Origin of the sequence: Paludisphaera mucosa, from assembly GCF_029589435.1 — a bacterium.
Taxonomy (GTDB): Bacteria; Planctomycetota; Planctomycetia; order Isosphaerales; family Isosphaeraceae; genus Paludisphaera; species Paludisphaera mucosa.
This window is the reverse complement of the sequence record NZ_JARRAG010000002.1, coordinates 4868777-4894940: the sequence shown is the minus strand read 5'-3', so window position 1 is coordinate 4894940 and position 26164 is coordinate 4868777. Positions and strand designations below refer to the sequence as shown.

Genomic DNA, 26164 nt, shown 5'->3' with positions numbered 1-26164 from the left:
TCCCCTGGTCCCCTCGATCCGATCCCGGACCCGTCCACTCTGCACCCGCGGCGCGCGGCGGTCAAGGCGACGGCCGACCGCCCGCCCGCCCGTGGATCGATGCATTGCCCGGGCCCGCGTCTTGCGATAGAGTGCCGGGACGGCCTCGACATCGCGAGCGCGGCCGGAGCGGATCGGGAATCCTCCTCGCCGATCCTCGTGTCGTTTTCTCCCGGGTCGTCGCCCTTCGTGGACGAATGGGCGTGGGGATCCGGCTTTTCCTGGACGAGTTCCGATGGCCATCACGTTCTCGTGCGCCAGTTGCGGCAAGCGGTATTCGGTGGACGACGCCCTGGCGGGCCGGCGGGTGCGCTGCAAGGCCTGTGCTCAGACGACGACCGTCCCCCAGGCGCCGCTCGCGACGGCCCGCGACGCGGACGCGCCGCCGCCCGCGGGGTGGTATGACGACGACGACATCTCGTCTCGCCTGAAGTCGCGGCCGCACGCCGGGCCTCCGGCCCCCAGCGAGGTGGATGACGCGCCGCGGGCGCCCCGCCGGGCGGGCGTTCGGCCCACGCGGAGCCGGCCCGCGGGGCCCTCGACGAGCGAACTGCCGATCCTGGTGAAGGTCGGGCTGGGCCTGATCGGGGTCCTGGTGGCCTTCTCCTGTCTGTCGGTCATGTACTACGGGCTGAAGCAGGGCCATCCGGAGATCGTGCCGCTCGCCGGGGGCATGCTGCTGCTCGTCGCCTTCGCGGGCCTGGCCGTGGTGTGCAATTTGAAGCTGCTGTTCAGGGGATACCGCGAGGGATACGGCGGGATCCCCTGGTACATCCCGTTCCGCAGGCTCATCTGGATATCGAGGAACCTGAAGGAGACCGGCCCGCTGGTCGCGGGAAACCTCGCGGGGCTCGCGGGCGCGGCGGCGAGCGTCGTGTTCATCATCCCCGCCGGCGGGCCGAACCAGGCTCGGAGAGCGGGGCCCCCGGGCTTCGCGGCCGCGGTGGCTCCGGCCCCCGGCCCGGCCTTCGAAGCGGACTTTCCCGCCCCCGCGGCGACACCGGGCGACTTCGCCGTCGCGGATCCGGGGCCGGCACCCGCGCCCGGCGGCGACGAGGGTCCCAAGGACCCCACTTCGAAGGCCCTGGCCGGCCTGACCTCTTCCGACGCCGGGGCGCGGAAGCGGGCGGCGGGCGAGCTGGTTCGGCTGGCTCCGGAGGACGGCCGCCGCGACGAGGTCCAGCGGGCGCTCCGGCCCCTGCTCGACGACCCGGACGGATTCTTCGTGCTGGACGTGGCGCGGGCGATGGCCGCTTGGGCCACGCCCGAGACGGTCCCCGCGCTGATCGCCAAGACGAGGGACGAGCGATTCGGAGTGCGGTGGGAGGTGATCAAGATCCTGGGCGAACTCGGCGACCCGCGGGCGGCCGAGGCCGTCGCCGCACGCCTCAAGGAGGATGGGATCGCGGCCGCTCCCGCCTTGCGCAAACTGGGCGCGGGCGCCGAAGGCGCCCTGGTCGAGCTTCTGAAGAGCCCCGACCCGGACCTTCGCCGCGAGGCGTGCAATGTGCTGAAGGACGTCGGCGGATCGGACACGCTCGACTTCATGAAGACCGCCCGCCCGGACCCCGACCCGCTCGTCCGCATGACCGCTCAACAAGCGATGCAAGCCGTCGCCGCGCGCGTGGGGACGAGCGCGACCCCGTCCCGCGGGCCCGGCGCCGGCCCCCGCCCATGACGTGAGGCTCGGAAGGATCGCCCGATTACGACGCGAGGTCGTTCCGGGCGGCCGGGGCTTTCCCGCACCCTCCGGCCGAAGCCGACAAGAATGCGGGCTTCCCGACGAAAGGCTCTCGTCCGCACCGGACGGCCCTCGAAGGCGAGGGGCGCGGCGCGATCGGACCGGGAAGGGGAGCGAACCACGTGAAGAGCCTCATGACGTCGACGATGGTCGTGGCCGGCCTGCTCTGGCCGGTGCTCTGGGCGAAAGCGGCGGACGACCCGGCCGAGAAGAAGGCGACGCGCGTCGCGGTCGCCTTCTCGGGCGGGCATGAGACCGACCCCCGAGACCGCGGGCGGCCGGTGGTGCTGGTGGCGGCGGGCCTGGGGGTCTCGCCCGAGGTCTTCCGCGACGCCTTCAAGGACGTCCGCCCCGCCCCGGCGGGGGCCCGGCCGAGCCGCCGCCAGGAGCAGCGCAACAAGTCGGTGCTGCTCAAGGCGCTCGGCAAGCACGGCGTGACGAACGACCGGCTCGACGAGGTCTCCGACCGCTACCGCTACAACCCCGGTCGCGGCGAGCTTTGGCTCACGAGGCCGGCCGTCGCCTTCGCCCTGGTCCGCGAAGGCAAGGTCGTCGGCTACGAGGTCGTCGACGGCGGCTCGGGCTACAGCTCTCCGCCGACCGTGACCGTGCCGGACGTGAAAGACGCCCCCGCCCGGGTCGACCTGACGTTCGGCGAAGACCTGGAACGCAACGGCTCGATCGCCGCCATCGCGATCCCCGAGCCTCGCAAGGACTGACGCACCGCCCCGGTCCGGCACGCGATTCGCGACGGTTCTCGTCGACGCCCGCAGCGCAGTTTCGACCGTCGCGGTCGACGGCGGGTGCGACGAGGACCACGAAGGAGGAGCGTCCGAGATGAACATCATCCACGCGAAGGCCCTGGGGATCGGGGCGGCCGTGATGCTGGCCCTTGCGACGGCGGGGGCCTCGTCGGCCCAGGCGCAGGGGGTCCTTTCGAGGGGCGGCCTGTTCCGGGGCGGCGCCTATTCCAACGCCGGGGCGGCCTATCCCGGCTACGCGACGCCGCCCGGCACGTATTACACGCGCGGGTATTCGGGATACGCGGTCCAGCCGCAGGCGTACAACGGCTATGCGCCCGCCTACCCCGGGACCGTCGCGCAGCCCATGTACAACGGCTACGCCCAGCCCGGCACGACCTATTACCCGACGCAGTATCAGTATGCGCAGCCGACGGCCTCGCGGAACCCCGTCGTCAACGCGGTCCGGTCCGTCGTCCAGCCCCAGTACTCGTACGGCGTCGCGCCCGGCTACGCGCCGCAGGCCGCGCCGATGTACGTGATGCCGCGCTGACCGAGGGCGGGCGGTCCTCGCGCGGCCTCGGCCCGGCCGTCGCCGCGCGATCCGTCCCGCCGCGACGCCTTCGTCGCATCGAATCGCGAGAATCTTTTTCACGACGCCCCGAAACGGACGTAGGATGAAGGAGAGCACGCCGACGCCGCCCGATCGACCGTCGTGGTCGTCGGGTGATCTCGCGGTCGGCCCCCACGAAGGACCTACGATGCACGGGATACGAACGGCGACCCTGGGGACGGCGGCCTTCCTGCTGACGGCGATGGCCGCGACCACGCCCGCGGCCCACGCCCAGGCCGTGTTCTTCGACGGCGCCTTCGCCTCTTCCACCTTCCAGGGCTATGGCTACGGCGTGAACTCCGGGGCCTACGGCGTCACCTCCGGCGGCTACGGATACGGCCCGGGGTTCTATAATCCCGGCTACTACGCCCCCGGCGTCTACCAGCAGCAGTCGTATTACAACAACGGCTACTACCCGCAGAACGGCGGCTACTACGGCCAGTCGTATTACGGCGGGCAGGGGTATTACGGCGGACAGGCGTTTTCGCCGTACAACGGCCAGACGACGCGCGCCGGCGCCGTCGGGGGCGTGATCCCGTACATCCCCCGCCTCAACCCGGCCGTGCCGACCTTGCGCATGAGATGAGTCGGGGTCCGGGTCGGCCCCAAGCCTACCGTCGCCCGCGTCTTCAGGGCGCGGGCGGCGGAAACTTCTCGCGCACGGCGGCGAACGGACCGTCGCGGAGGAGCGGCCCGAGGTCCTCGTCGGCGTAGGCCCCGTCCGTGCTGCGGGTATCGGCGTATTCCGCCATCAAGAGGCCCAGCGCGGCCTCGTCGCCGGCCTTGGCCGCGACGATCATCCCCCACAGGGCCTGCTCCGGCCAGCGGCGGACGGCGGCCGGGGCCACCATCGCCCGGGCCTCGTCGAGCCGGCCGAGGTGGACCAGCGAGCGGAACTTGCGGTCCATCGCCGCCCTCGCGCGTTCCCGCGGCGGCTCGGCCCGGCGCAGATAATCGTCCAGCAGCGGGAGCGCCTCGGCGTATTCGCCGCGAGACCAGCGGACGGCGGCCTCCCAGAAGGCCAGCGCCGGGTCGTCCGGCGCGCGTCGCCGATGCCGGGCGGCCAGCTTCTCCACGTCATCGACGCGCCCGGCCTCTTCCAAGAGCTGGCAGAGCCGGTCGAAGGTGGCCTTCGTCGGCTCGCATTCGTCGTAGGCCTGCTCCCAGCGACCCAGCCGGAACAGGCAGTTTATGCGACGGTTCCGGATCCGGTCCCAATCCGCGTCGACGGCGGGGCCGGGGCCGCAGCCCGCGGCGACCAGGGCTCGCATCGCCTCCCCGTAGAGGCCCTGGGCGGCCTCGTCGCGGCCTTCGCCTTCGTCGGCCCGCCCGAGGTGATAGACGACCGACGGCGAGCGTCCGATCCGGGCCTCGTGCGCCGCGACCAGCGCGCGGAGCGTCGACGCCTCCTCCGGCTTGAGCCGCTCGGGCCCATAGCCCGCGCCCGGTTCGAGCCGGCCGGCGAGCAGCCGGAACACGTATTCGGCGTCGCGCGTCTCGACCGCGGCGTACGCCTCGGGAGCCCGGCCGGCGTCGGCCATCTGCCGGGTGAACTGGTCCAGCAGCCCGCGCCGGACAACCTCGTCGCTCACCTTCGCGGCGGCCTCGCGATGGATCTGCACGGCCTCGTCGACCCTCCCCTGCTTCAGCCGCGCCTCGATGGTCCAGGTGCTCAGGAAGGGCGAGTCCGGGAAGAGCCCGCGATACGCCTCCAGCATCGCGTCCGCGCCCGCCGGGTCGAGGTCGATCGTCGCGAGCAGCAGCTCCGTCGCCAGGCCCTCGCCCCCGTCCAGCTCGGCGAACCGGCGCAGCAGCTCCGGCCGCCCCGCGGGCGGGCCTTCCCGCACCAGCCGACGGATCACCGGGAGCCGCTGCTGGGGGTCGGCGTCGGCCACCTCGGCGACGCCGTCCGCCGCCCCGACCAGGCCGGCGACGCGCAACGCGAACCCTGCGGCGGCCAGCCCGACCGCCGTCAGGCCGACATTCCTCCAGCTCCGCGACCGATCCATGACGCCCCGCCTTCCTGATGCCCCCGGACCCGACTCAAGGTTCACCGCCGACGACATGCTGGTCGGCGGTCCGATCGACGTCGATCACACCACCCTGCAAGGCCCGAGCCGCTCGTTCGGACCCTTCGCGACCTCGCGAAAGTCCTGGGCCTCGCGACGACTCCCGCCGACGCCGAACGGGAGGGAGCCCGCACGGCTCGATGATCCAGATATCAACACTCATCGACCATCCTCGGTCATCCGCAAGCCGCTTGAGCATGGGCAGACATGATCGTCTGGTAGTCGGGGATCGCCACGGGTCGGCCTCGCCTCGCAGCCCAGGAGCGTTCCCCGAGGGCGAGAACGGCCGGCCCGGGATGCGTTTGGTCTGATTTTCGCTTGCGACGGCTTTACTTATATCATTTTCGATCATCCGGATCATGATCCGTGGGGATCGGCCATGAGGGGGAGCGCAAAAGGGACGGGATGAGACGTCCTGACTTGATGGTGCGTCCTCCCCCTCACCCGACCCCCCGCCATCTCCCCTCGCGAGGGGGGAAGGTCCTATTCGGCCGTCCCCAATGCGACATTCGATGGCATCTTATCCTTGGTGAGATGTGGTGGCAGATCCCTGGGCGAGGCGTGCGACGGACGTTTGAACGACTGGGAAAGGTCGAGAAAATCATCGTGCGAATCCAACGCCGCGACGACAAAATCGCTATCTAAACCAATCTATCAAAAAGACTTGCGTCCGATGGCTTCCTTGGTCGCGGCGACGAAGGAAGCCGAATCGAAGCCAGCGGCGTCGCCGGCGGGGAAGCCCCCTTGCCCGCCCGGCCGATCCGGGGTAGGTTTCATCGTCATGGTCAAATGAACAGGAGGACGTGATGATGGCGACGCGGATCTGCGGGGAGTTCGAGGTCAAGATGGCGCCCCAGCAACCGGGCGATCTCGCCCGGGAGGCGGGGGTGCACCGGATGGCGCTGGACAAGCGATATCGCGGCGACCTGGAGGCGGTCGGCAAGGGCGAGATGCTGGCGGCCCACGGCGCGGTCGAGGGCTCGGCCGGGTACGTGGCGATCGAGCGGGTGACGGGGACCTTGCAGGGGCGGTCGGGGAGCTTCGTGATCCAGCACCACGGGATCATGGACCGCGGCGCGCCCGGCCTGTCGATCACCGTCGTGCCCGACACCGGCACGGACGGGCTCGAAGGGCTGGCCGGCAAGATGGGGATCACCGTCGGCGAGGGGAAGCATTACTACGACTTCGAGTACACCCTGCCCGACGTCCCCTGACGCGGAGCGGGGGCCGGCGAACATCAAGGGACGTCGATGGATCCTGCCCGTTCGATCGATGAGCTGACCAGCAAGAACATCGCGACCGTCGCCAAGATGGAGGAGGACTCGCGGAGCGTCCGGACGACCGGCGAGCGCATGGCCGACTCGTTCGCCTCGGTGATGGGGAGCTGGACGTTCATCCTGCTGCAGACGACCCTGCTGGCGATCTGGGTGCTGCTGAACCTGATGGCCTGGGCCCGGCACTGGGATCCGTACCCGTTCATCCTGCTGAACCTGGCCCTGTCGTTCCAGTCGGCGTACGCGGCCCCGATCCTGATGATGAGCCAGAACCGCCAGTCCCGGCTCAGCGAGCGCCGGCACCACCTGGACCTGCAGATCAACATGCTCGCCGAGCAGGAGACCACCGAGATCCTCCGCCTGCTGCGGACCCTCTGCGAGCAGAACGGCGTCTCCCTCCCCGACGACCGCGAGCCCCTGTTCGAGGAGGAGACCCGCCACGAGGAGATCATCCGCCGGATCGAGGACGAGCTGGAGACCCGGATCGACCCCGACAGCAACCCCGCCGCCTCCACCGGGGCCCCGGCCTCCTGACGTCCGCCCGCCCGATCCACCCGCGATCCCGCGACGCCCCCCGCGCGCCTCGTCATGCGAAGACGATGCGCGCGGGGGGCGTGGCATGTTTGACGATGGTTCACTTGAACGTAAGTTCAAGACCGCGAATCAGGCCGCCGCCATGCGGAACGCGGTCTTCCCGGACCGACGCTCCCCAGCCCAGTGCCTGGGGGTCGATCCGCGACCCTTCGCGGACCGGCCCGGGCCTGCCGGCTTGCGCTAAAATGTGCGAATTCCACTTGACCTGGGTCTCCGGCCGCGACACACTCGCGAGGTCCGGCGACCCCGGGCCTCTGCTCGGCGAGCCCCTGCTCGATGGGCCTTCGCTGATCGCGTTCCGGGCCGGCTCATCTCCCCGGCGAGGGGGCCGCGGCCTTGATCGAGCCCGGGCCAGGGGACGTCGACGTCGCCGGGGATCCACGGCCGTCGGCCCGATCCGGGGGAGGTGAGGCATGGTCGAACGAACGGCCGACGAGGCCGGGGACGTCCCGCCGACCACCGTGGCGGACCGGGTCGTCGAGGGCCGCCGGGGCGCGGAATCGAGGGAAACGCAGACCACCTCGGCCCGGCCCCCGGACCTCGACGCGACGACCGATCCGGGGGTCGAGTCGGCGTCGGCCGTCGAGCCGCCAGGCCCGCCCGAGGGCCTCCTCGTCCGCTACTTCGGCGACTACGAGTTGGCCGGCGTCCTCGGCCGCGGGGGCATGGGCGTCGTCTATCAGGCCCGCCAGATCAGCCTCAACCGCCGGGTGGCCTTGAAGATGATCAGGGCGGACGAATTCGCCTCGGACGACGAGCGCCGGCGGTTCCAGAACGAGGCGGAGGCGGTCGCCCTGCTCGACCACCCGAACATCGTGCCGATCTACGAGGTCGGCGAGCACCAGGGGCGGCGCTACTTCAGCATGAAACTGATCGAGGGCGAGGGGCTTGATCGCCGCCTCGCCGCCTTCCGCCGCGATCCGTCGGCCGCGGCCCGGCTGGCGGCGACGGCGGCCGAGGCCGTGCATCACGCGCACCAGCGGGGCGTCCTGCACCGCGACCTGAAGCCGGCCAACATCCTGCTGGACGAACGCGGCGCCCCCTACGTCACCGACTTCGGCCTGGCCCGGCGGCTCGGGGCCGGCCCCGACCTGACGCAGTCGGGGGCGATCCTGGGCACTCCCGGCTACATGGCCCCGGAACAGGCCGGCGGCCGTCGCGCGGCGGTCACCACGGCGAGCGACGTCTACGGCCTGGGGACGGTGATCTACGCGATGCTCGCCGGGCGGGCGCCGTTCATCGGGTCGACGGCCATGGAGACGATCGAGCAGGTGCGGAATCGCCCGCCCGAGCCGCCGTCGCGGCACAACCCGGACACGCCCCGCGACCTGGAGGTCATCTGCCTGAAGTGCCTGGAGAAGGACCCGAGGCGGCGGTACGGCTCGGCGCAGGCCCTCGCGGACGACCTCCGTCGCTGGATCGCCGGCGAGCCGATCTCGGCCCGGCCGGTGGCCGCCCCCGCGCGGTTCGGGCTGTGGTGCCGACGCCAGCCGGCCCTGGCGGGACTGTCGGCGGCGTTGGCGACGGCCGTCGTCGCCGGGGTCGCGGGCGTGGCCTGGAAGTGGCGCGAGGCCGAGCGGGCCGGGGCCGAGTCGAGGCGCGCCGCCGACATCGCCCAGGCCATCAACCGCTTCCTGGTCGACGACATCCTGGCCCAGGCGGCCCCGGAGAACAACCCGCGCGACCGGAAGGTCACCGTCGAGGAGGCGCTCGACCGCTCGTCCGCGAAGATCCGGGGGGCTTTCGCCGGCAAGCTCGAGATTGAGGCGGCGGTCCGGGGGGCGATCGGCCGGACGTACCGCTCGCTCGGCGAGTACGACAAGGCCGAGCCCCACCTCCGCGAGGCCCTCGCGCTCGGCGCCCGCGCGAAGGGGGACGACGACCCCGCGACCCTGGCGGCGGTCGACGCCCTGGCCTCGCTGATGCAGGACCGGAACGACTGGGCCGGGGCCGAGCGGCTCTTCCGGTCCAACCTGGAAGCCCGGCGTCGCGTCCTGGGGGCGCGCCACCCGGACGTGCTGGAGTCGATGAACAACCTGGCCCTCTTGCTCTACTACGAGGGGAAGCCGGCCGAGGCCGCGTCGATCCTCTCCCTGGCCGTGCCGCTGAGCGAAGCGATCAAGGGGCCGGATCACGGCGACACCGCGGAGGCGATGAACAACCTCGGCGGCGTGCTCCTCTTCCAGGACCGCCTCCCCGAGGCCGAGCCGATCCTGAAACGGGGCGTCGAGCTGAGTCTCCGCGTCAAGGGCGAGGACCACCCTCACACGCTGGGCGCGATGAACTCGCTGGCGACGCTCCGCCAGAAGCGGGGCGATCTCGCCGGGGCCGAGGCCATGTTCCGGAGGATCATCGACGTCCGCACCCGCGTCCAGGGCGAGGACCACGCCGACGTCCTGGTCGCGAAGAACAACCTCGCCGTCTTGCTCCGCGACCGAAAGGACCTGGCCGGCGCGGAGGTCGTCGCCCGCCAGGTGGCGGAGGGTTTCGATCGAACGCTCGGCCCGGACGTCCCGAACACGCTCTTCGCGAAGCACAACCTGGCCGCCATCCTGCGGGCCGAAGGCCGCCGACCGGAGGCCGAGAAGCTGTTCCGAGAGGTGCTCGAAGGCCGTCGCAGACGCCTGACGAGCCGCGACCCCAACCTCGCCGACACCGTCGCCGCTCTCGGCGGGCTCCTCGCCGAAGACGGCCGGGCCGCGGAAGGCGAGCCGCTCCTGAAGGAAGCCCTGGCCATCTACCGCGAAGCCTTGCCCGCGGGGCACGCCAAGACGAAGGCCGTCGAGGAGCGACTGGAACGACCGCCCCCACCCCCGACGCCGGCCCCATGAGCCGGCGGGCCCTCCCCCCGTCCCCGGACGTCACGCGCCCAGGGTCGATTCCAGGTCGGCGAGGATGTCGACGACGCTGTCGAAGCCGGGGAGGAGCGGGCTGCGGACGTCGTCCTTGAGCCAGGCGACGACCTTCTTCTCGGCCGACATCACGGTCGAGTGGTTGCGGCCGCCGAAATAGCGGCCGATCTCGCTGTAGCTGGCCCCGGCGTGCTTGCGGGCCAGGTACATGGCGAGCATCCGGGGGTAGGCCAGGGTGCGGACGCGGCTGCCCGACTTGAGGTCGTCGGCCTCGACCTGGAAGTGGCCGCAGACCGACTTCTCGACGTCGCGGAGGGCGATCGACTGGCTCGTGCAGCGGATCGTCTCGCCGAGCGCGGCCTTGGCGACGGCCATGCCGATCGGCCGGTTCGACAGCGAGGCGTGGGCCAGCACGCTCTGCAGCGCCCCCTCCAGCTCGCGGACGCTCGCCTTGACGTTCTCGGCGATGAAGTCGACCACCGCGGCCGGGACCTCGACGCCCCGGGCCTTCGCCTTGGCCCGGACGATCGCCTTGCGGGTCTCGACGTCGGGCGCGTCGAGCTTCACGACCATCCCGCCCAGGAACCGCGTCGCCAGCTCGTCGGTCAGCTTGGCGATCCGCCGCGGGTGCTGGTCCGACGACAGGATGATCGGCACGCCCCGCTCGATCAGGGCGTTGAACGTGTGCAGGAACTCCTCCTGCGTGGCCCGCTTCGAGGCCAGGAAGTGGACGTCGTCGACGACCAAAACGTTCACGCCCCGGTGCCGGCTCCGGAACCCCGACAGCGAGGCGGTCCGCATGGCCTCCAGGAAGCCGTTGGTGAAGCCCTCGGCCGTGACGTGCACCACGTTCAGCCCCGGGTGCGCCTGCCGCATCCCCAGGACGATCCCCTCCAGCATGTGGGTCTTGCCCAGGCCCACGCCGCCGTGGAGGAACAGGGGGTTGAACGAACGGCCCGCCGAGCGGACCATCTCGCGGGCCGCCGCGTAGGCCATCTGCGTCGCGGGCCCGACCACGAAGTCGTCGAGCTTGCGCAGGACCCGGGCCGAGCCCGGCGGGGCCGAGAACCGATGCGGCTGCGCCGCCGGGTCGGCCGCCGGCCGCTCGGCGGGCGCCGTCGACGGCCGCGGAGCGCCCGGGATCGGCACCGTCACCTTGGGCCGGCGGTCGTCGCTCGTCGCCGGCCGCTCGGGGATCGCCTCGGTCTCGTGGCGGGGCTCGGCCTCGTCCTGCACCGAGTACGACACGGGCAGGGCCCGGCCGATCACCTGCTCGACCGCCGCGGCCACGCTCGCCGCGAAGCCGCCCCGGATCCGGTCGCGGAAGTAGGCGTTCGGGACCAGCACCTCGACCGCGTCGCCGTCGTCGACGACCCCCAGCCGGACCCCTTCCCCGAACCAGAGCCCGAACCGGTTCTCGCCGATCCGCTCGGCCACCGCCGTCCGCAAGGCCTCTTCCTGCGCGTGGGAGACCGCCGTCCGAACCGCCCCGGGCGCCGTCGCCGGCCGCTCGCGTCCCTTCGTCTTCCCGGTCGTCCCGACCATGATCCCGCCCCCGCCGCTAGACGTCCCTTCGGCCGCCGGGTCCCGAGTGGGCCCGGCGATTTCCCCTGTCCCTCAGCGACCGCCCAGGCACCCTCGACCCCTCAGGCGGATCAGGTTCCCACGTCGGCCACGAAGATATGCGCCCTGCGCGGGACCCTGTCAAAGACGGGGACGGGGCAATTCGGGGAAGAGGCGCGGCGATGCGCCAGGTGTGCGGGATGCGCCAGGCTGGGCCCTGCGGAGGGGGCAAGCTCGACCGGCGCGCCGACGTCAAACGGGGCGAAGTCTGACGTCGGCGACGGCCGCGCCCGGCGCGACGGGCGGGATTTGCGAGATCGGCTCAAGAAGCGCGGAATCAGTTCGCCGCGCAGCCGCCGGGGCCGCAGCCGGGCTTGCCGCAGCCGCCGCCGCCCATCGAGAGGCCGGGGGCCGAGACGGGGCTGTAGCCGAGCGTCCCGGTCGGCGAGGAGGCGGGCACGCTGAACTGCTTGGCGACCTCGACGTTGCCGCACCGGGGGCACTTGGCGACGTCGGAGCCGCCCCGGATGAGGGTCTCGAAGGTGTGCTCGCAGGGCTCGCAGCGGTATTCGTAGATCGGCATGGAGGGGCTCCTCGGGATCGTTCCGGCTTACACATCGAGGACGACTCATGTATTATTCGAAATCCGCCGCCGGCTTGTCAACGGAGAGCGCCATCATGTCCCCATCGCCGATCGAGATCCGCCCCCTGTCGCGCGAGGAGGTCCGCAGCCTGGACGCCCTCGCGGCCGACGAATTCGGCCTGTCGACCCTGGTCCTGATGGAGAACGCCGGCCGGGGGGCCGCGGCCTACTGGGCCGAGACGGCGGGCGACGCCGGGCCGCCGAAGGTGCTGGTCGTCTGCGGACCGGGGAACAACGGCGGCGACGGCGGCGTCATGGCCCGGCACCTCGACGCCTGGGGCTTCCCCGTGTCGCTCGCCTGGTTCGCCCCCCCGGAGTCGATCCGCGGCGACGCCCGCGTGCAGTGGGAGATCCTGGACCGCTCGGGGATCCCCCAGCAGGCCCGGCCCGACGCCGAGCCCGACCCGGCGGCCCTCGACGCCCTCTTCGCCGACGCCGACTGGCTCGTCGACGGCCTGCTGGGCACGGGCCTGGCGCGGCCCGTCGCCGGGGCCTTCCGCGCGGTGGTCGAGGCCATGAACCGCTCGGGCAAGCCGATCCTGGCGCTCGACGTCCCCTCCGGCCTCGACGCCGATTCGGGCGAGCCCCTGGGCGTCGCCGTCCGCGCCCGGGCCACCGTCACCTTCGCCGCCCGCAAGTTCGGCTTCGACGCCCCCGGGGCCTCCGCCTACACCGGCGAGATCGCCGTCGTCGACATCGGCCTGCCGGGGAAGCTGTTGAGGAGGTTCGCGAGATGAACACGCCCCGGAAGCGGTTCGGCGCACGATGTCCAGGGGCCGTCGCCAATCGTCCTTCTCCCCTCGTGGGAGAAGGTGGCCGGAGGCCGGATGAGGGGGAATCCGCCAGGCTCTCGGTCCCGCCCCCCTCATCCGGCCCTTCGGGCCACCTTCTCCCACGAGGGGAGAAGGACGCTCGCCACGGCCCATCCCCGAGGCTCGGAATGGCCATGGCCGTCTTTGCGGTCGCCCTGCTCGCCGCCCCCCCGCTCCGCGCCGGCGACGACGGCCCGCCGGCCGCGTTCGCCGGGGACCTGGGGACGTATCGATCCCCCTTGATGTTCGAGGACGGCCGCGTCGCCCGGACGAAGGCCGAGTGGGGCGAGCGTCGCCGCGAGATCCTCCGGGGCTGGCGGGCGCGGATCGGCGAGGAGCCGCCGCGGATCGAACGGCCGAGGCTGGAGCTGCTGGGCGAGGAGCGCCGGGGGGCGTTCCTCCAGCGCCGGGTGCGGGTGCAGGTCGCCGCCGACCGCACGGCGCCGGGATACGTGCTGATCCCGGACGGTCCGGGCCCGCATCCGGCCGTGCTGACGGTCTTCTACGAGCCCGAGACGGCCGTCGGCCTGGGCGAGAAGCCGCACCGCGACTTCGCCCGCCGGCTGGCCGAGCGGGGCTTCGTCGCGCTGTCGATCGGCTTCGATCCCCGCGTACTGGACCCGTCGAAATGGGAGCCGCCGATCCAGCCCCTGGCCTACCTGGCCCACGTCGCCTCGAACGCGCTGACCGCCTTGCAGGGGCTTCCCGAGGTCGACCCCGCGCGGGTCGGGGTCGTGGGCCATTCCTACGGCGGCAAGTGGGCCCTGTTCGCCGCCTGCCTCGACGAGCGGTTCGCCTGCGGCGTCTGGTCCGACCCGGGGATCGTCTTCGACGAGTCGCGGTCGAACGTCAACTACTGGGAGCCCTGGTACCTCGGCTGGGAGCCCGGCCGCCGCCGCGAGCCGGGGCTGGTCACGCCCGCCGACCCCCGCACCGGCGCGTACGCCCGCCTGGTCGCCGACGGCCGCGACCTCCACGAGCTGCTGGCCCTGATGCCGCCGCGGCCGTTCCTGGTCTCCGGCGGCGCGGAGGACCCTCCCGAACGCTGGCGGGCGCTCAACCACGTCCTCGCCGTCGACGCCCTGCTGGGCGTCCGCCCGGGCGTCGCCATGACCAACCGCCCGGCCCACGAGCCGACCGACGAGTCCAACGGGCGGATCGACGCCTTCCTGGAAAACGTCCTCGGGCCCGCCCGGCGGCGCTGATCGACGCGGGGCTTAGGATGGCACTTGCTTTTGCGAAATGCTTCGATAAGCTTCATCCACGACACCTCGCGCCCGCTCTTCCGCCGGGAGAAACGCCATGAAGCATCGCAAGCGTCCCCTCGTCCTGGGCTCGTGCGCGGCGGCGACGGCGGCCGCGCTCGTGGCGTCGGGCCTGACGACCGCGCCGGGCGCGGGGCTGGCCCAGGAGCCCCCGCCGCCCCCCGCCCCGCAGGCGGCCGGGGCGCTGGCGCCGATGCTGGGGGGCCGGCTGCCGACCCCGAGCCTCCCCGTGACGATCACGTGGGACGCGCGCTTCCGGCCCGTCGAGGCCAAGGCGGCGGTGGTCGGGCCGTACGTCGTCATCGAGGGCGACATGATCGTCGGGACGACCGACGACGTCGGCAACGCCCTCATGAACGGGGCGATCGCCGCCGCGCAGGACTTCGAGAAGAGCCCGAACAAGCAGGACGTCCGCCTCCCCGCCGGGCTTCGCGAGTCGGCCGACCGCCTGACGCGGCAGCTCGCCGCGCAGCCCAAGCGGAAGACCCGGCTGACCGCGCCGGCGGCGGGTCAGGCCGAATTCCAGCGCCTCTTGCAGGCGGTCCGGCGGTACGAGGCCGCCCGGCGCGTGCTCCGATCCGCCGGGCCGGCCGACGGCGGCGAGATGCCCAAGGAGTCGAGCGACGCCCTGGAGCATTTCGCGACCGCGGCCCACGCGCTCGAGCCCCAGGAAGGGGCTTCGCCGCCGCCCCCGGGCGACCCCGGGCCGTCGGTGGCCGCGGCCCTGGCGATCCTCGACACGCGGTTCTACTGGCCGGGCGGCGTGGTCCCCTACTTCATCGACCCGAGCTACGAGCCGTTCCGCCCCCGCTTCGAGGCGGCCTGCCGGCTCTGGATGGACCAGACGTCGGCCGTCGCCTTCCGCCCCTACCGGCCGGGCGACCCCAACTACCTGTACGTCCACCTGGTCACCGGCGACGCCGGCTCGTCGAGCGTCGGGATGTACTCGGGCGGCCAGTGGCTGAACCTCCTGCACCCGGACCGGTTCCCGGAATCGCACATCGCGCACGAGCTGGGCCACGCCCTGGGGCTGTTCCACGAGCAGTCCCGGCCCGACCGGCCCTCGCACCTCTCGCTCATCGAGAACAACATCCAGCAGGGCTGGATCTCGCAGTTCACCACGCCCGTGCAGGACTTCACGACGCAGGGGACCGGGTTCGACTTCTTCTCGATCATGCTGTACGACTCGCGGGCGGGGAGCGTGAATCCGAACGCGGTCGACGCCTCCTTCCGGCCGGTCTACCCGGTCTACTCGATCCCCGCGACCTGGCGGGACTACTACCGGACCAAGTACAACTTCGCCCTCACGACGGACGTGATCGGCCTGGGGAACGTCAAGAAGCCGAGCCTCTACGACGTCGTCGCGGTCAACAAGATGTACGGCCCGGCGGCGGCCGGCGCGGCGGCCGCGGCCCCCGCCCTGCCGCTCCCGCCCGCCCCGCCGGCGGGCCCCGGGGGGGCCCCGCCCCGCCCCGAGCCGCCCTTCCCGTCGCTGCCGTCGTCGCTCGGGTTCGCCCCGATGGCGGAGGTCGCGTCGGCCCCGGCCGCCGCCGCCGCGCCGGAGGCGTCCGCCGGTCCGGCCGCCGTCTCGGTCTCCCCGCGGGGCGGCCCCGCGAACGGCGTGATCACCGTCACCGTCACCATCCCCTACCCGGAAGCCGGGGCGACGACGGCCGGCGGCGGCGCGGCCGTCGCCGGCCGGGCCGACGTCGCGACGGGCGGCGGCGACGCCGTCCCCCCGGACGACGCCGCCGGGGCCGACCCGTTCGGCGGGCCGTCGCCCCCGCCCGGATACATGCCGCCTCCGGCCGCCGCGCGCCCCGCCCCGGCGGCCCCGACGAACGCCCCCGCCGCCGGCCGAGGCCCCGAAGGCGGCGGCGCCCCCCGGGTCCTGAAGCGATCTCCCGGGGCGCGCGACGAGGCGTCGGAGGACGGCGCCCATCCCCCGACGCCCACAGCCCTTCCCCCCCGGGCTTACTTGTGGGTTTCGCTCGGCGCCGGATTCGGCTTCGGAGCCTCGGGCGTCGCCGCGGCGGGGGCGGCGGTCGGCGGCGGCGGAGGCTCGCCCACTCCGCCGTCGTCGACCGGCGGCCTCTGCCCCGGACCGCCGCCGGCGGGCGGGGTCTCCTGCTGAACGCCCAGCACTTTCGCCCCGGGCGGCAGCTCGATCGTCACCACGAGCCGGACGACGTTGGGGGCCCCGCTCGTCCCGGCCGGGGGGGACGTCCCGCCGCCCGGCTGGGCGCCCGGCCGGCCGGCGATCGTGCCGAGGAACTGGCTGACGATCCGCTCGATGACCTCGCGCTCGGCGGTGGTCGGCCCGATGCCGCTGGCGTTGACGAACGCCTGGATCGCCAGCTTGATCAGGTCGTCCCGGGTCTGGCTCGGGCGCGCGAACTGGCGCAGGACCTGGAGGATGTGCGAGCCGAAGATCTGGCCGTTCCACAACGGAGCCCCCGCGGGCACGTTGTAGACGGGGGCCGCCTCGCTGTAGCCTTCCAGCAACGAGGGCCGAGGGGCGACCGCGGCCGAGGCCGAGGCCGAGGCCGCATGCCCGCCGGACCACCCGAAGTAGGGCGAATAGGACGCCGGCGCGTACATGCCCGGGTAATACAGGCCCGGGGCCATCGCGCCCGGGGGCGGCGGCGGCCCGCCGTCGGGGCCGACCGGCGCGGGCGTCCCGACCGGAGTCGGCAGCGGCACGGCCATGGGCGTCGAGTAGCCGTATCCGTAGCCGTTGCCGCCGCAGCTCGCGCACCGCACGTACCCGTGGATGCAGTTCGCCGCGGCGTCGCCCGCCAGGGCGAAGACCAGTCCCACGACGGCCGGGACCAGCCGAGGGGCCGACATACTTGTCATTGGTTCATCTCCGATGGTGATCGTCGCCGCGCCGGCCTCGGCAGCTCCGCACGCCACAGCCCGCAAGATGGTCCCAAATTCAATAAATTAACCAGACGGTCTATATTAACACGCCCGGCAATCGGCGATAGATCTCGCGGCGCAAAAAAACGCGCGCGGCGGAGTCCCGTCGCACGCGTTGGATAGTCGGCTCGACGATCGGCCTCAGCGCTGGCCCGACGCCTGGGGCGCGGGGGCCGCCGGGGCGTAGTTGGGTGCGATCGGCATGCTCACCGGGGCCGCCGGGGCCTGGAAGGCCGGGGGGGCGTAGTATGCCGGGGCCGCGGGCGCGTAATACGCGGGGGCCATCGGGGCGTACATGGGGACCGCGGGCGCGAAGTAGGCCGGGGCGTAGTACGCCGGGGCCGCGGGCGCGTAATACGCGGGGGCGTAGGCCGGCGCGGCGGGTGCGGCGACCGCGGCCGGAGGGTGGCCGTGGGTGACCGTCTTCGTCGTGGTCTTGCTGTAATACGTGTGGAAGATGCCGAGGGCGAAGCAGGGCGTCGGGGCGAACGCCGGCGCGAGCAGGGCCGCGGCGAGCAGCGCGACGGCCGGGCGGGCGAGGCGAGATCGACTCAGCATAGCGAACCTCCGTTTCGGGCCGCGAAGAGCGACGGTCCCTCTCCCCTCCCTGGGGAGGCCCTTCCTGCGGCATGGACTCCGCCGAAGTGTATCCCACGCCCCGCCCGAGGCGCGAAAGTAAGCAGGCGGCCGACCGCGCGAGGCGCGGGTTTTCGGGGTCTCTCCGAAAGCGCCTGTCTTCCCAATCGTCCGGTTCGCCGCAAGTTTGCGGGCGAGTCGGACGATTTCTTAGTTTGGGCTTTGATAACGACGGCCGTGATCGACGTCGGTCGCGTGCGAGCGGACTCGTTCGAGGGGATCGCCATGAGCTTGCGGGGCCGAACTCCGGGCCTGACGGCCCGAGCCGCCGGGGAGTCCTTGGGCCTCTCGGCGCTCCTGCTGCTGCTGGGCATGGGGGCCGCCGCCGCCGGCGACGATCGCCCCGCGGCCACGCCGGTCGCCCCCGCCCCCGCCCCCGCGGGCGTCCTGCGCTATCGCGGCACGCCCGTCCCCGGCGCCCGAGTCGCCGTCGAGCTGGAGGGCGCCCCCGACCCGGAGGCCCACTATCGCTGGATCCAGTTCGAGGGCCCGTCGATCGCGCTCGACGACCAGGCCGGCTCGAAGATCCAGTTCACCGTCCCCCCGGGCGCCCGCAGCCTGGGCTTCTTGCTCCTCTTCCGGGACGCCGCGGGCGTCGAGCGGACGGCCCGGGTCGTCGTGCCGATCGGCGAGGCGGAGACGCCCGAGGTCGCGGCGGCCCCCGCCTCCCGCGCCGCGCGGGGGACGATCCCGGCCCCGAAGGCCCCGCTGCGGGCCGACGCCGGCGACGACCAGATCGGCCTCGTGGGCCGGCGGATCACCCTGAACGGGGGTCGGTCCACGCCCCGGGGCGAGATCGCCTACCGCTGGGTCGCGATGGGCGGCCCGAAGGTCGTGCAGGCCGACCAGGAGGAAGGGTACTACTCGTTCGTCCCGGCCGCTGGGGGGATCTATCGCTTCGGCCTGATCGTGGCCTCGGTGGACGCCGACGGCGAGGTGCGGATCTCCGAGCCCGACGAGATCGCCGTGACCGTCGGCGAGGTCCCCGCCGCCGTGGGCCTGGGGTCGCCACCGGGGCCGGGATCAGGGGCGGGGGAGCCGGGGATCGCGACGGCCGCCATCGATCAGATGCTGCGCGGGCCGGGAGCCGCCGCCGGACGGGCCACGCTGGACCAGGCCGCCGGCGTGTTCGACGCCATCGCCGCCCGCGCCTCGCTGTACACGAGCTTCGGCGAGCTGAGCGCCGAGATGATGCGGCGTCTGGACGAGATCGTGCCGACCGACCCCAACTGGCGGCAGTTCTGGTCGCAGGGCATCTTCGCCCCGCTCACCCAGCATCTCGTCTCGGAGATGCTCGCCGCCGGCCTGGACCTCCGCAGCCCGCAAGGCCAGGGCCAGGCCCTCGCGCCGGCCCAGCAGGAACGACTGGAGCGGCTCTTCGCCTCGTACGCCCGCGAATTCCGATCGCGATCTCAAGCCCGTTGACCGGGACCGGGAGCGCCCGCGCGGGAGCCTCGGCGCAGGGCCGCCCCTCGCCCGGAAACAGGATGCCATAAGGAGTGATGGTTCATGGACGGACATAAGCGAGCGATTTTCGGGTGGACCCTCCCCGCGGGCGTCTGGATCGCGGCGCAGCTCGCCGCGCCCGGCTCGTGCCCGGGACAGGACGCGACGGCTCCGGTCCGCCCTTCGGCCTCGTCGATCCCGGCCCCGGCGCGTCCCAAGCGGGTCGACGCGGACGTCCAGCGGTCGCACTTCCACGAGGGCCAGGCCTCGCCGCAGCAGGCGCCGCCGGTCCCCTCGAAGTCGTACGCGCCGCCGGCCTCGCCCCCGAGCCCGCCGGCCACCCAGACGCCGAGCTACGCCCCCCCGTATCCGGGCTATCCCCCGCAGTATCCGGGCTACGCGCCGCCGCAGTATGCGCCCCAGTACATGATGGTGCCGATGATGGCCCCGCCCGCGGCCGGCCCCCCGGCCGGGAACTTCTTCCTGCCCGGCGGCCCCCCCGCGGGACCGGGCTACGCCCCCCCGGCCCCGGGCTACCCGATGATGCCGATGGCCCCCGCCGCGCCGGCGTACGGGATGATGCCGATGATGGCCCCCGCCGCGCCGGCCCTCGCGGGGGCGGTGGCCGGGTCGTCGGTGTCGGTGCCGACGTCCAGCTCCACGACCTCGGTCGAGATCCGGGGCCCGGGGATGCTCTCGGCCGCCCTCGCCCGGGTCGGCGAGCGCATGGTCCAGATGGGCCGGACCCGGGTCCGCACCGTGCACGAGACGGTCTTGCAGACCCCGGCGGCGGCCCCGGTGGGGGGGACCGCCACGATCGCGACCTCCGGCCTGGTGCCCGTCCCGCCCCCGGCGCCGCCGCAGGCCCCCCCGGAGAACGCGCCTCCGGAGTCGCCCGTCCCCTCGCCCCAGGGGTCGCACTCGCACGAGAAGTCGCACCGCTGGTTCGGCCACGACTGACCGCGAACGGATGAGCGGGGGCCCGCCGCGGTTCGAGCGGCCCCCGCGAGTCGATCGATCGGATCGTCGATTACGCGCCCAGGGTCGACGCGTTCGGGCGCCCGGCGGCCGGGTGACGCCCCAGGGGGACGCCGTTCTTGGGCATCCGCTTCAATTTCGAGGCCGGCTTCATCTCGCCCGGGGAGGGCGGGGCGACGTAGGGGGCGTCGGCCGGCATGGCCTGGAGCCCGCTCTCGCCGCAGCCGGACAGGGCCAGGGCGAACGCCGAGGCCGCCGCCAGAGTCGTCAACTGCTTGGCCGTAAGCCGTCTCATCGCTATCGTCTCCTTCGCAGGCCGTGTCGCCGAGAAGTCCATGGATCGGGGTCGCCGATCCCGCCGCCGTGAGTCGCCCCGCCGATCGATCGGCCGGAGGCGCGGCGACGAGGCGACCCGGTGAGACGAGACGGCCCCGGAGTCCCTTCGGATCCGGGGCCGATCCGCCGGTCAGTAGCTGTCGGAGGAGATGACCTCGCCGCTGTTCCGGGTGCCGAGGGCCCACCAGGTCGGGACGGAGATCGAATCCTTGATGAACTTCACCGAGCCGTCGGCCATGCCCACGTTGACGCCGCCGGAATGGTTGCTGGTGGCCGTGACGATGCCGTTCACGCCGCCGTTGTCCGGGCCGTCGCCGTTGCCCTGATTGTCGACGCACGACATCCCGTTGGGCGTGTTGAAGTGGGTGTAGGCGTTGTTGCCCACGTTCCAGGGATAGCCGAAGGTCCAGTACTGGCCGGTCGGGGCCGAGCTGAACGAGTTCGTCGTCGCCGGCGCGCTCTTGCAGGCGTTGAGGAACGTCATGGCGTCGTTCGTCGCCACGGCCGGGGGCTCGTTGAAGCTCGCGTGGGCGACCTTGAAGTAGCCCCGCCTGCCGTTGTTGCCGCCCGGGTTGACGATGGGGTTGCCGGCGAGGCCGAGCAGCTTCTCGCTGATCAGGGCCGTGTTGGACGTGCCGTCGCTGATGGACTGCAGGCCGAAGTAGGCCTGATTCTGCCCCGGCCAGCCCCAGCCGTTGGGGATCGGGAAGTTGGAGTAGTTCGGCACGATGGTCCCGGTCCAGGCCTCGATCACGCCGGGGCCGCCCATGTTGCCGTGATAGCTGAGCGGCGCCCAGGGCGCGCCGGGCCGCTGCGCCAGGTTCTCCGAGGGGCAGAGCAGGCTGGCGACGGCCGTGTAGCCGATCGTGGAGTTCGAGGCGTCGTCGGCCTGCATGTTGAAGTTGAACGCGCTGGAGAGCGTCTGCAGCTCCAGGTTGGGGGCGATGGCGATCGGCCAGCCGGCGCACCAGCCCCAGCCGGGGCCGTTCGGCTGGGGCAGATACGAGGGGCCGAGGAACGTGACCATGGCCGGCAGCACGTTGTTCGACGAGACGTAATTGTGCATCGCCAGCCCGAGCTGCTTCAGGTTGTTGACGCATTGGGCGCGGCGGGCCGCCTCGCGCGCCGCCTGGACGGCGGGGAGCAGCAGGGCGATCAGCACCGCGATGATGGCGATGACGACGAGCAGCTCGATGAGCGTGAAGCCTCGGCTTCGCTTCATGACATGAATCTCCAGCACAAGGGGGACGTCAACCCTGGGAGAAGTTGGCGCAGAGATGATGGGGCCTTGATGAAGATCCTAGGTCCTTCGGAGTCGCCCCCGCCATGCGGTTTTGGGGCTATCTCCTAATAATTTGGGTCTTTCGCGGTCCGGCCTTTTTATGGAAGACGCCTCTGTCTATCATGGGCCCACCGGCGGGCCCCTCCATGGTGACGGGACGGCCGCCGGCGGACGAAATCGTGCGCGTCCTCCTCCCGATCCCGCCTCGCCTTTCGCGACGTCGAATTCCGAAAGGGGCGCCCTCCCATGACCTCATCCAGGCGATGCGCGAGGCCGCCCCACGTGGCGGTCCTCGTCGAGACGTCGATGGCCTACGGCCGCGAGATGATCCACGGCGTCGCCCAGTACCTCCAGGAGAACGAGCCCTGGACGATCTTCTTCGAGCACCGCTCGCTGCAGGATCCGGCCCCGCCGTGGCTGGCCGACTGGCGAGGCGACGGGATCATCACCCGGATGGCCCCCCAGCTCTCCGAGGTCGTCCTGAAGTCCGGCATCCCCACGGTGGACGTCGACGACCAGGGGCCCAAGTCGCCCATGCCGAACATCCAGAGCGACCATGAGGCCATCGGCGCGCTGGCCCTGGCGCACCTCCGGCAGCAGGGTTGCGAGCGGTTCGCGTTCGTCGGCCATCCCCACTTCGGCTGGTCCGTCCGCCGCCGCGACGGCTTCGTCGCCGCGGCCCGCGCGGCGGGCCGCCGGTGCGACGAATACTATTCCGAGAACCCCGTCTCCTGGGGGCACCAGCAGGCGTCGTGGGAGGCGGAGACCGAGAAGCTGGCGAGCTGGCTCGGGGGCCTGCCGAAGCCGCTGGGCGTGATGGCCTGCAACGACTTCGTGGGCGTCCAGGCGCTCGACGCGTGCCGCCGGGCGGGCCTCGCCGTGCCCGACGACGTGGCGATCATCGGCGTCGACAACGACGTCCTCGCCTGCGAGCTGGCCTATCCGCCGCTCACCAGCATCATCCCCGCCTGCCGGCGGATCGGCTACGAGGCCGCCGCCCTGCTCGACGTGCTGATGAAGCGCGGGCGGCCGTGTCGCGAGCGGCTGGACGTCCCGCCCCTGGGCGTCGCCGTCCGGCACTCGACCGACATCACCAAGAAGGTCGGCGACCCGCTCGTGGCCAAGGCCCTGCGGCTCATCCGCGAGCGCGCCTGCGACAACCTCTGCGTCGAGGACGTGCTGGCCCACGTCGGGGTGTCGCGAAGCGCCCTGCAGAGGCGGTTCCGGGCGACCCTGAACCGGACCGTCCACGACGCGATCGCCGAGGCCCGCCTTCGGCTCGCCAAGCAACTGCTGGTCGAGACCGACCTCCCCCTGCCCGACGTCGCGCACCGTTCCGGGTTCGCGCACGCCGAATACATGAGCGCCGCGTTCCGCCTGGCCACCGGCTCGGCCCCGGGGGCCTTCCGCCGCGAGAACCGCAAGCCGCACGCCCAGGCCTGACGCGACGGCCCGCACCCCGCCGAGGCCGGCCTTGCATCGCCGACCGGCCTCCCCGACGATGGGACCCTTCCATCACCCACCGGGAGACGACCGCGCGATGCCCCTACAGGATTCGACCTTGCCGACCGGACCGGCCGCCGCTCGCCGGTTCCTGCCCTTGCTCCTGATCTTGTTCGTCGGCAGCGGCTGCGCCGCGATGATCTACGAGGTCGTCTGGCTCCAGCTTTTGCAACTGGTGATCGGCTCGACGGCCGTCTCGCTGGGCGTGCTGCTGGGGACGTTCATGGGCGGCATGGGGGCGGGCGGCCTGCTCCTGCCGCGGCTGGTCTCGGCCCGTCGGAACCCCCTGCGGGTCTACGCCCTGCTCGAGCTGGGGATCGGCGTCATCGGGTTGGCGGTGCTGTTCGGCATGCCGTACGTCGAGCGGGTGTATGTGCTCTACGCCGGCCGCGGGACGCCCGACGTGCTGCTGCGCGGGATCGTCGCCGCGATCTGCCTGCTGCCCCCCACGCTGCTGATGGGGGCGACCCTGCCGGCGATCGCGCGGCGGGTCGAGACCGACCCCGAGGGGGTGTCGTGGCTGGGCTTCTTCTACGGCGGCAACATCGCCGGGGCCGTCTTCGGCTGCCTGCTGGCCGGCTTCTACCTGCTGCGCGTCCACGACATGGCCACGGCCACCTACGTCGCCGTCGCCCTCAACGCGACCGTGGCCGTCGTCGCCCTGGCGCTCTCGACCCGCCCGGGGGCCTCCGAGGCGGCCGCCGAGCCGGGTCCCTACGAGGGCGCGGCGCGGGGCGACCGGGCCGTGTACCTGGCGATCGGCCTTTCGGGGGCGTCGGCGCTGGGGGCCGAGGTGGTCTGGACCCGCCTGCTCTCGCTGATGCTGGGCGGGACCGTGTACACGTTCTCGCTGATCCTGGCCGTCTTCCTGATCGGCCTGGGGATCGGCAGCAGCCTGGGGGCGGCCCTGGCGCGGCGGGCGGCGTCGGCCCGGACGGCGCTGGGGGTCTGCCAGTGGCTGCTCACCGCGGCGATCGCCTGGACGGCGGTCATGATCTCGCAGTCGCTCCCCTACTGGCCGATCCTGCCCGAGCTGGCGCCCAGCCCCTGGTTCACCTTCCAGCTCGACCTGGCGCGCTGCCTGTGGGCCGTCCTGCCGCCGGCCTGCCTGTGGGGGGCGAGCTTCCCGCTGGCGCTGGCGGCGGTCGCCGCGCGCGGCGAGGACCCCGGCCGGCTGGTCGGGCGGGTCTACGCGGCCAACACGCTCGGCGCCCTCGCCGGGGCCCTGATTTTCAGCCTCTTGCTGGTCCCCGCCCTCGGGACGGCCGGCGCGGAGCGGGTGCTGATCGGCCTCGCCGCGGCGGCCGCGCTGGCGGCCCTGGCCCCCCTGATCCGGCCGGCGCCCGGGACGCTGCATCGCGGCGGCGCGGTCGCGCTGGCCGCCGCGATGGGGGTCGCCGGCTGGCTGGCCTGGAGCCTGACGCCCGTCCCCTGGACGGTCGTGGCGTTCGGCCGGCAGACGGTGAACCTGCTGCCGCAGGCGTACCCCGACGTCGTCAAGGAGGTCCCCGCCGATCGCGGCGAGAAGGACTTCTTCTGCACCTACGTCGGCGAGGGCGAGAACGTCTCGGTGGCCGTGACCGAGTCGCCCGACGGCGTGCGCAGCTTCCACGGCGCGGGCAAGGTGCAGGCGTCGACCCGGACGGCCGACATGCGGCTCCAGCGGATGCTGGGGCACATCCCGGCGCTCGTCCATCCCAAGCCCGCGTCGGTGCTGGTCGTGGCCTGCGGCGCGGGCGTCACCGCCGGCTCGTTCGTCCCCCACCCCGACGTCGAGCGCATCGTCATCTGCGACATCGAGCCCCTGGTGCCGACCGTCGTCACGCCCATGTTCGGCGAGGCCAACTACCACGTGGTCGACGGCATCGCCGAGGAGAACCCCCACACGGTCGACGGCAAGCAGGTCGAGGTGGTCTACGACGACGGCCGGCACTTCCTCCGCACCACGCGCGAGAAGTTCGACGTCATCACCTCCGACCCGATCGACCCCTGGGTCAAGGGCTGCGCCGCGCTCAACACGGTGGAGTACTACCGGATGTGCCGCGACCACCTGAACCCGGGCGGGATCGTCTGCCTCTGGATCCCCCTCTACGAGAGCAACCTGGAGACGGCCAAGAGCGTCATCGCCACCTTCTTCGAGGTCTTCCCGAACGGGATCCTGTGGAGCAACGACCGCGAGGGCGTCACCTACGACGCCGTGCTGTTCGGCCAGGTCGACCCCACGGTGATCGACGTCGACGCGCTGCAACGGAAGCTCGACCGTCCCGACCACGCCCGCGTGAAGCTGTCGCTGCGCGAGGTGGGCTTCGGCGAGGGCCGCGAGCCGGGCCTCGAAGAAGGCGTCGACCTGCTCAACACCTACGCCGGCCAGGCGTCCCTGCTGAAGGAGTGGACGCAGGGCGCCCAGATCAACACCGATCGCAACCTGCGGCTCCAGTACCTGGCCGGCATGTGGCTGAACTCCAGCCTGGACGAGCGGATCCTCGCCGGCATCCGCGCCCAGTACCGCTTCCCCGACCGGACGTTCGTCGGCTCGCCGGAACGCATCGGCGTCCTGAAGAAGCTCCGCCATCGGCCGACCCGGTGGCAATGACGCCGTGGCCGCGGCCGGACGGGAGGCGCCGACTCACGCCGAGGCGGCGGGCGGGGCGTGCGGCCTGACGACGGCGGCCCCGTCGAGGGGGGCCGCCGCGGTCCCCAGCAGGCGGTCGACGGCCGTGGCCAGCTCGCTCGCGAGGAAACCCCGGGGGGCGGACCCCGCCCGTCCGTGCTCGCGGCCCCATCCGTCGATCTCGTCTCGGGGGCCGTCAAGGCCTCGAGGGCCGTCGAGGCTTGATACGTGCACGCGCCCCTCCC

21 protein-coding genes are annotated in these 26164 nt (G+C 72.6%); 14 read left to right on the top strand and 7 right to left on the bottom strand.

The window, feature by feature from the left end; translation table 11 throughout:
• The first annotated feature begins 274 nt into the window (after positions 1-274).
• The 4 genes from PZE19_RS28905 to PZE19_RS28890 all read left to right on the top strand — a co-directional run bounded on the left by PZE19_RS28905 (position 275) and on the right by PZE19_RS28890 (position 3719).
• A complete protein-coding gene (locus PZE19_RS28905) occupies positions 275-1717 on the top strand; it encodes a HEAT repeat domain-containing protein (RefSeq protein WP_277864074.1) in 1443 nt (480 codons plus the stop codon).
• Positions 1718-1902: 185 nt separating this feature from the next.
• Positions 1903-2499 carry a hypothetical protein gene (locus PZE19_RS28900; RefSeq protein WP_277864073.1) on the top strand — a complete coding sequence of 199 codons (597 nt, stop codon included), beginning with the start codon at positions 1903-1905 and terminating at the stop codon, positions 2497-2499.
• A 118-nt stretch (positions 2500-2617) separates the two neighbouring features.
• On the top strand, positions 2618-3073 hold the full coding sequence (locus PZE19_RS28895; RefSeq protein ID WP_277864072.1) for a hypothetical protein: 456 nt from the start codon (positions 2618-2620) through the stop codon (positions 3071-3073).
• A 208-nt stretch (positions 3074-3281) separates the two neighbouring features.
• Entirely contained in the window at positions 3282-3719 is a 438-nt protein-coding gene (locus tag PZE19_RS28890; protein WP_277864071.1) for a hypothetical protein, read from the top strand.
• A gap of 43 nt (positions 3720-3762) precedes the next feature.
• On the opposite strand, the gene PZE19_RS28885 is transcribed toward PZE19_RS28890, so the two are convergent.
• Entirely contained in the window at positions 3763-5142 is a 1380-nt protein-coding gene (locus PZE19_RS28885; protein WP_277864070.1) for a tetratricopeptide repeat protein, read from the bottom strand.
• An 869-nt stretch (positions 5143-6011) separates the two neighbouring features.
• On the opposite strand from PZE19_RS28885, the gene PZE19_RS28880 reads away from it, so the two are divergent.
• The 3 genes from PZE19_RS28880 to PZE19_RS28870 all read left to right on the top strand — a co-directional run bounded on the left by PZE19_RS28880 (position 6012) and on the right by PZE19_RS28870 (position 9901).
• The gene (locus PZE19_RS28880) at positions 6012-6416 is read left to right on the top strand and encodes a DUF3224 domain-containing protein (RefSeq protein ID WP_368411394.1); all 405 of its coding nucleotides are present in this window, start codon (positions 6012-6014) and stop codon (positions 6414-6416) included.
• 36 nt (positions 6417-6452) lie between these two features.
• Positions 6453-7010, top strand: a complete 558-nt coding sequence (locus PZE19_RS28875) for a DUF1003 domain-containing protein (RefSeq protein ID WP_277864068.1) — start codon at positions 6453-6455, stop codon at positions 7008-7010.
• 473 nt (positions 7011-7483) lie between these two features.
• A complete protein-coding gene (locus PZE19_RS28870; protein WP_277864067.1) occupies positions 7484-9901 on the top strand; it encodes a serine/threonine-protein kinase in 2418 nt (805 codons plus the stop codon).
• A gap of 30 nt (positions 9902-9931) precedes the next feature.
• On the opposite strand, the gene dnaA is transcribed toward PZE19_RS28870, so the two are convergent.
• Positions 9932-11467 carry a chromosomal replication initiator protein DnaA gene (gene dnaA / locus PZE19_RS28865; RefSeq protein WP_277864066.1) on the bottom strand — a complete coding sequence of 512 codons (1536 nt, stop codon included), beginning with the start codon at positions 11465-11467 and terminating at the stop codon, positions 9932-9934.
• Positions 11468-11822: 355 nt separating this feature from the next.
• Positions 11823-12068, bottom strand: coding sequence for an FmdB family zinc ribbon protein (locus PZE19_RS28860; RefSeq protein WP_277864065.1), 246 nt, complete (start codon positions 12066-12068; stop codon positions 11823-11825).
• 95 nt (positions 12069-12163) lie between these two features.
• On the opposite strand from PZE19_RS28860, the gene PZE19_RS28855 reads away from it, so the two are divergent.
• The 3 genes from PZE19_RS28855 to PZE19_RS28845 all read left to right on the top strand — a co-directional run bounded on the left by PZE19_RS28855 (position 12164) and on the right by PZE19_RS28845 (position 16339).
• Positions 12164-12865, top strand: coding sequence for an NAD(P)H-hydrate epimerase (locus tag PZE19_RS28855; RefSeq protein ID WP_277864064.1), 702 nt, complete (start codon positions 12164-12166; stop codon positions 12863-12865).
• A gap of 209 nt (positions 12866-13074) precedes the next feature.
• Positions 13075-14145, top strand: a complete 1071-nt coding sequence (locus tag PZE19_RS28850; protein ID WP_277864063.1) for a dienelactone hydrolase family protein — start codon at positions 13075-13077, stop codon at positions 14143-14145.
• Between the two features lie 97 nt (positions 14146-14242).
• Complete coding sequence (locus PZE19_RS28845; protein WP_277864062.1) at positions 14243-16339, top strand: M12 family metallopeptidase; 2097 nt, start codon at positions 14243-14245, stop codon at positions 16337-16339.
• A 929-nt stretch (positions 16340-17268) separates the two neighbouring features.
• Here the strand turns inward: PZE19_RS28845 and PZE19_RS28840 are convergent.
• A complete protein-coding gene (locus PZE19_RS28840; protein ID WP_277864061.1) occupies positions 17269-17685 on the bottom strand; it encodes a hypothetical protein in 417 nt (138 codons plus the stop codon).
• Positions 17686-17958: 273 nt separating this feature from the next.
• Between PZE19_RS28840 and PZE19_RS28835 the strand changes: the two genes are divergently transcribed.
• Both PZE19_RS28835 and PZE19_RS28830 read left to right on the top strand, forming a co-directional pair.
• Entirely contained in the window at positions 17959-19188 is a 1230-nt protein-coding gene (locus PZE19_RS28835) for a hypothetical protein (protein WP_277864060.1), read from the top strand.
• Between the two features lie 84 nt (positions 19189-19272).
• The gene (locus PZE19_RS28830; protein ID WP_277864059.1) at positions 19273-20169 is read left to right on the top strand and encodes a hypothetical protein; all 897 of its coding nucleotides are present in this window, start codon (positions 19273-19275) and stop codon (positions 20167-20169) included.
• Between the two features lie 70 nt (positions 20170-20239).
• Here the strand turns inward: PZE19_RS28830 and PZE19_RS28825 are convergent, their stop codons facing one another.
• Together PZE19_RS28825 and PZE19_RS28820 are read right to left on the bottom strand one after the other, a co-directional pair.
• The gene (locus PZE19_RS28825) at positions 20240-20482 is read right to left on the bottom strand and encodes a hypothetical protein (protein WP_277864058.1); all 243 of its coding nucleotides are present in this window, start codon (positions 20480-20482) and stop codon (positions 20240-20242) included.
• A gap of 171 nt (positions 20483-20653) precedes the next feature.
• Positions 20654-21745 carry a DUF1559 family PulG-like putative transporter gene (locus PZE19_RS28820; protein WP_277864057.1) on the bottom strand — a complete coding sequence of 364 codons (1092 nt, stop codon included), beginning with the start codon at positions 21743-21745 and terminating at the stop codon, positions 20654-20656.
• 342 nt (positions 21746-22087) lie between these two features.
• Between PZE19_RS28820 and PZE19_RS28815 the strand changes: the two genes are divergently transcribed.
• Positions 22088-23248 (top strand): XylR family transcriptional regulator, encoded by a 1161-nt coding sequence (locus PZE19_RS28815; protein ID WP_277864056.1) that lies wholly within the window; start codon positions 22088-22090, stop codon positions 23246-23248.
• A 118-nt stretch (positions 23249-23366) separates the two neighbouring features.
• Entirely contained in the window at positions 23367-25901 is a 2535-nt protein-coding gene (locus PZE19_RS28810) for a fused MFS/spermidine synthase (protein WP_277864055.1), read from the top strand.
• A 33-nt stretch (positions 25902-25934) separates the two neighbouring features.
• Here PZE19_RS28810 and PZE19_RS28805 read toward each other — a convergent pair whose 3' ends face one another.
• A complete protein-coding gene (locus PZE19_RS28805) occupies positions 25935-26153 on the bottom strand; it encodes a hypothetical protein (RefSeq protein ID WP_277864054.1) in 219 nt (72 codons plus the stop codon).
• Between the last annotated feature and the right edge of the window lie 11 nt (positions 26154-26164).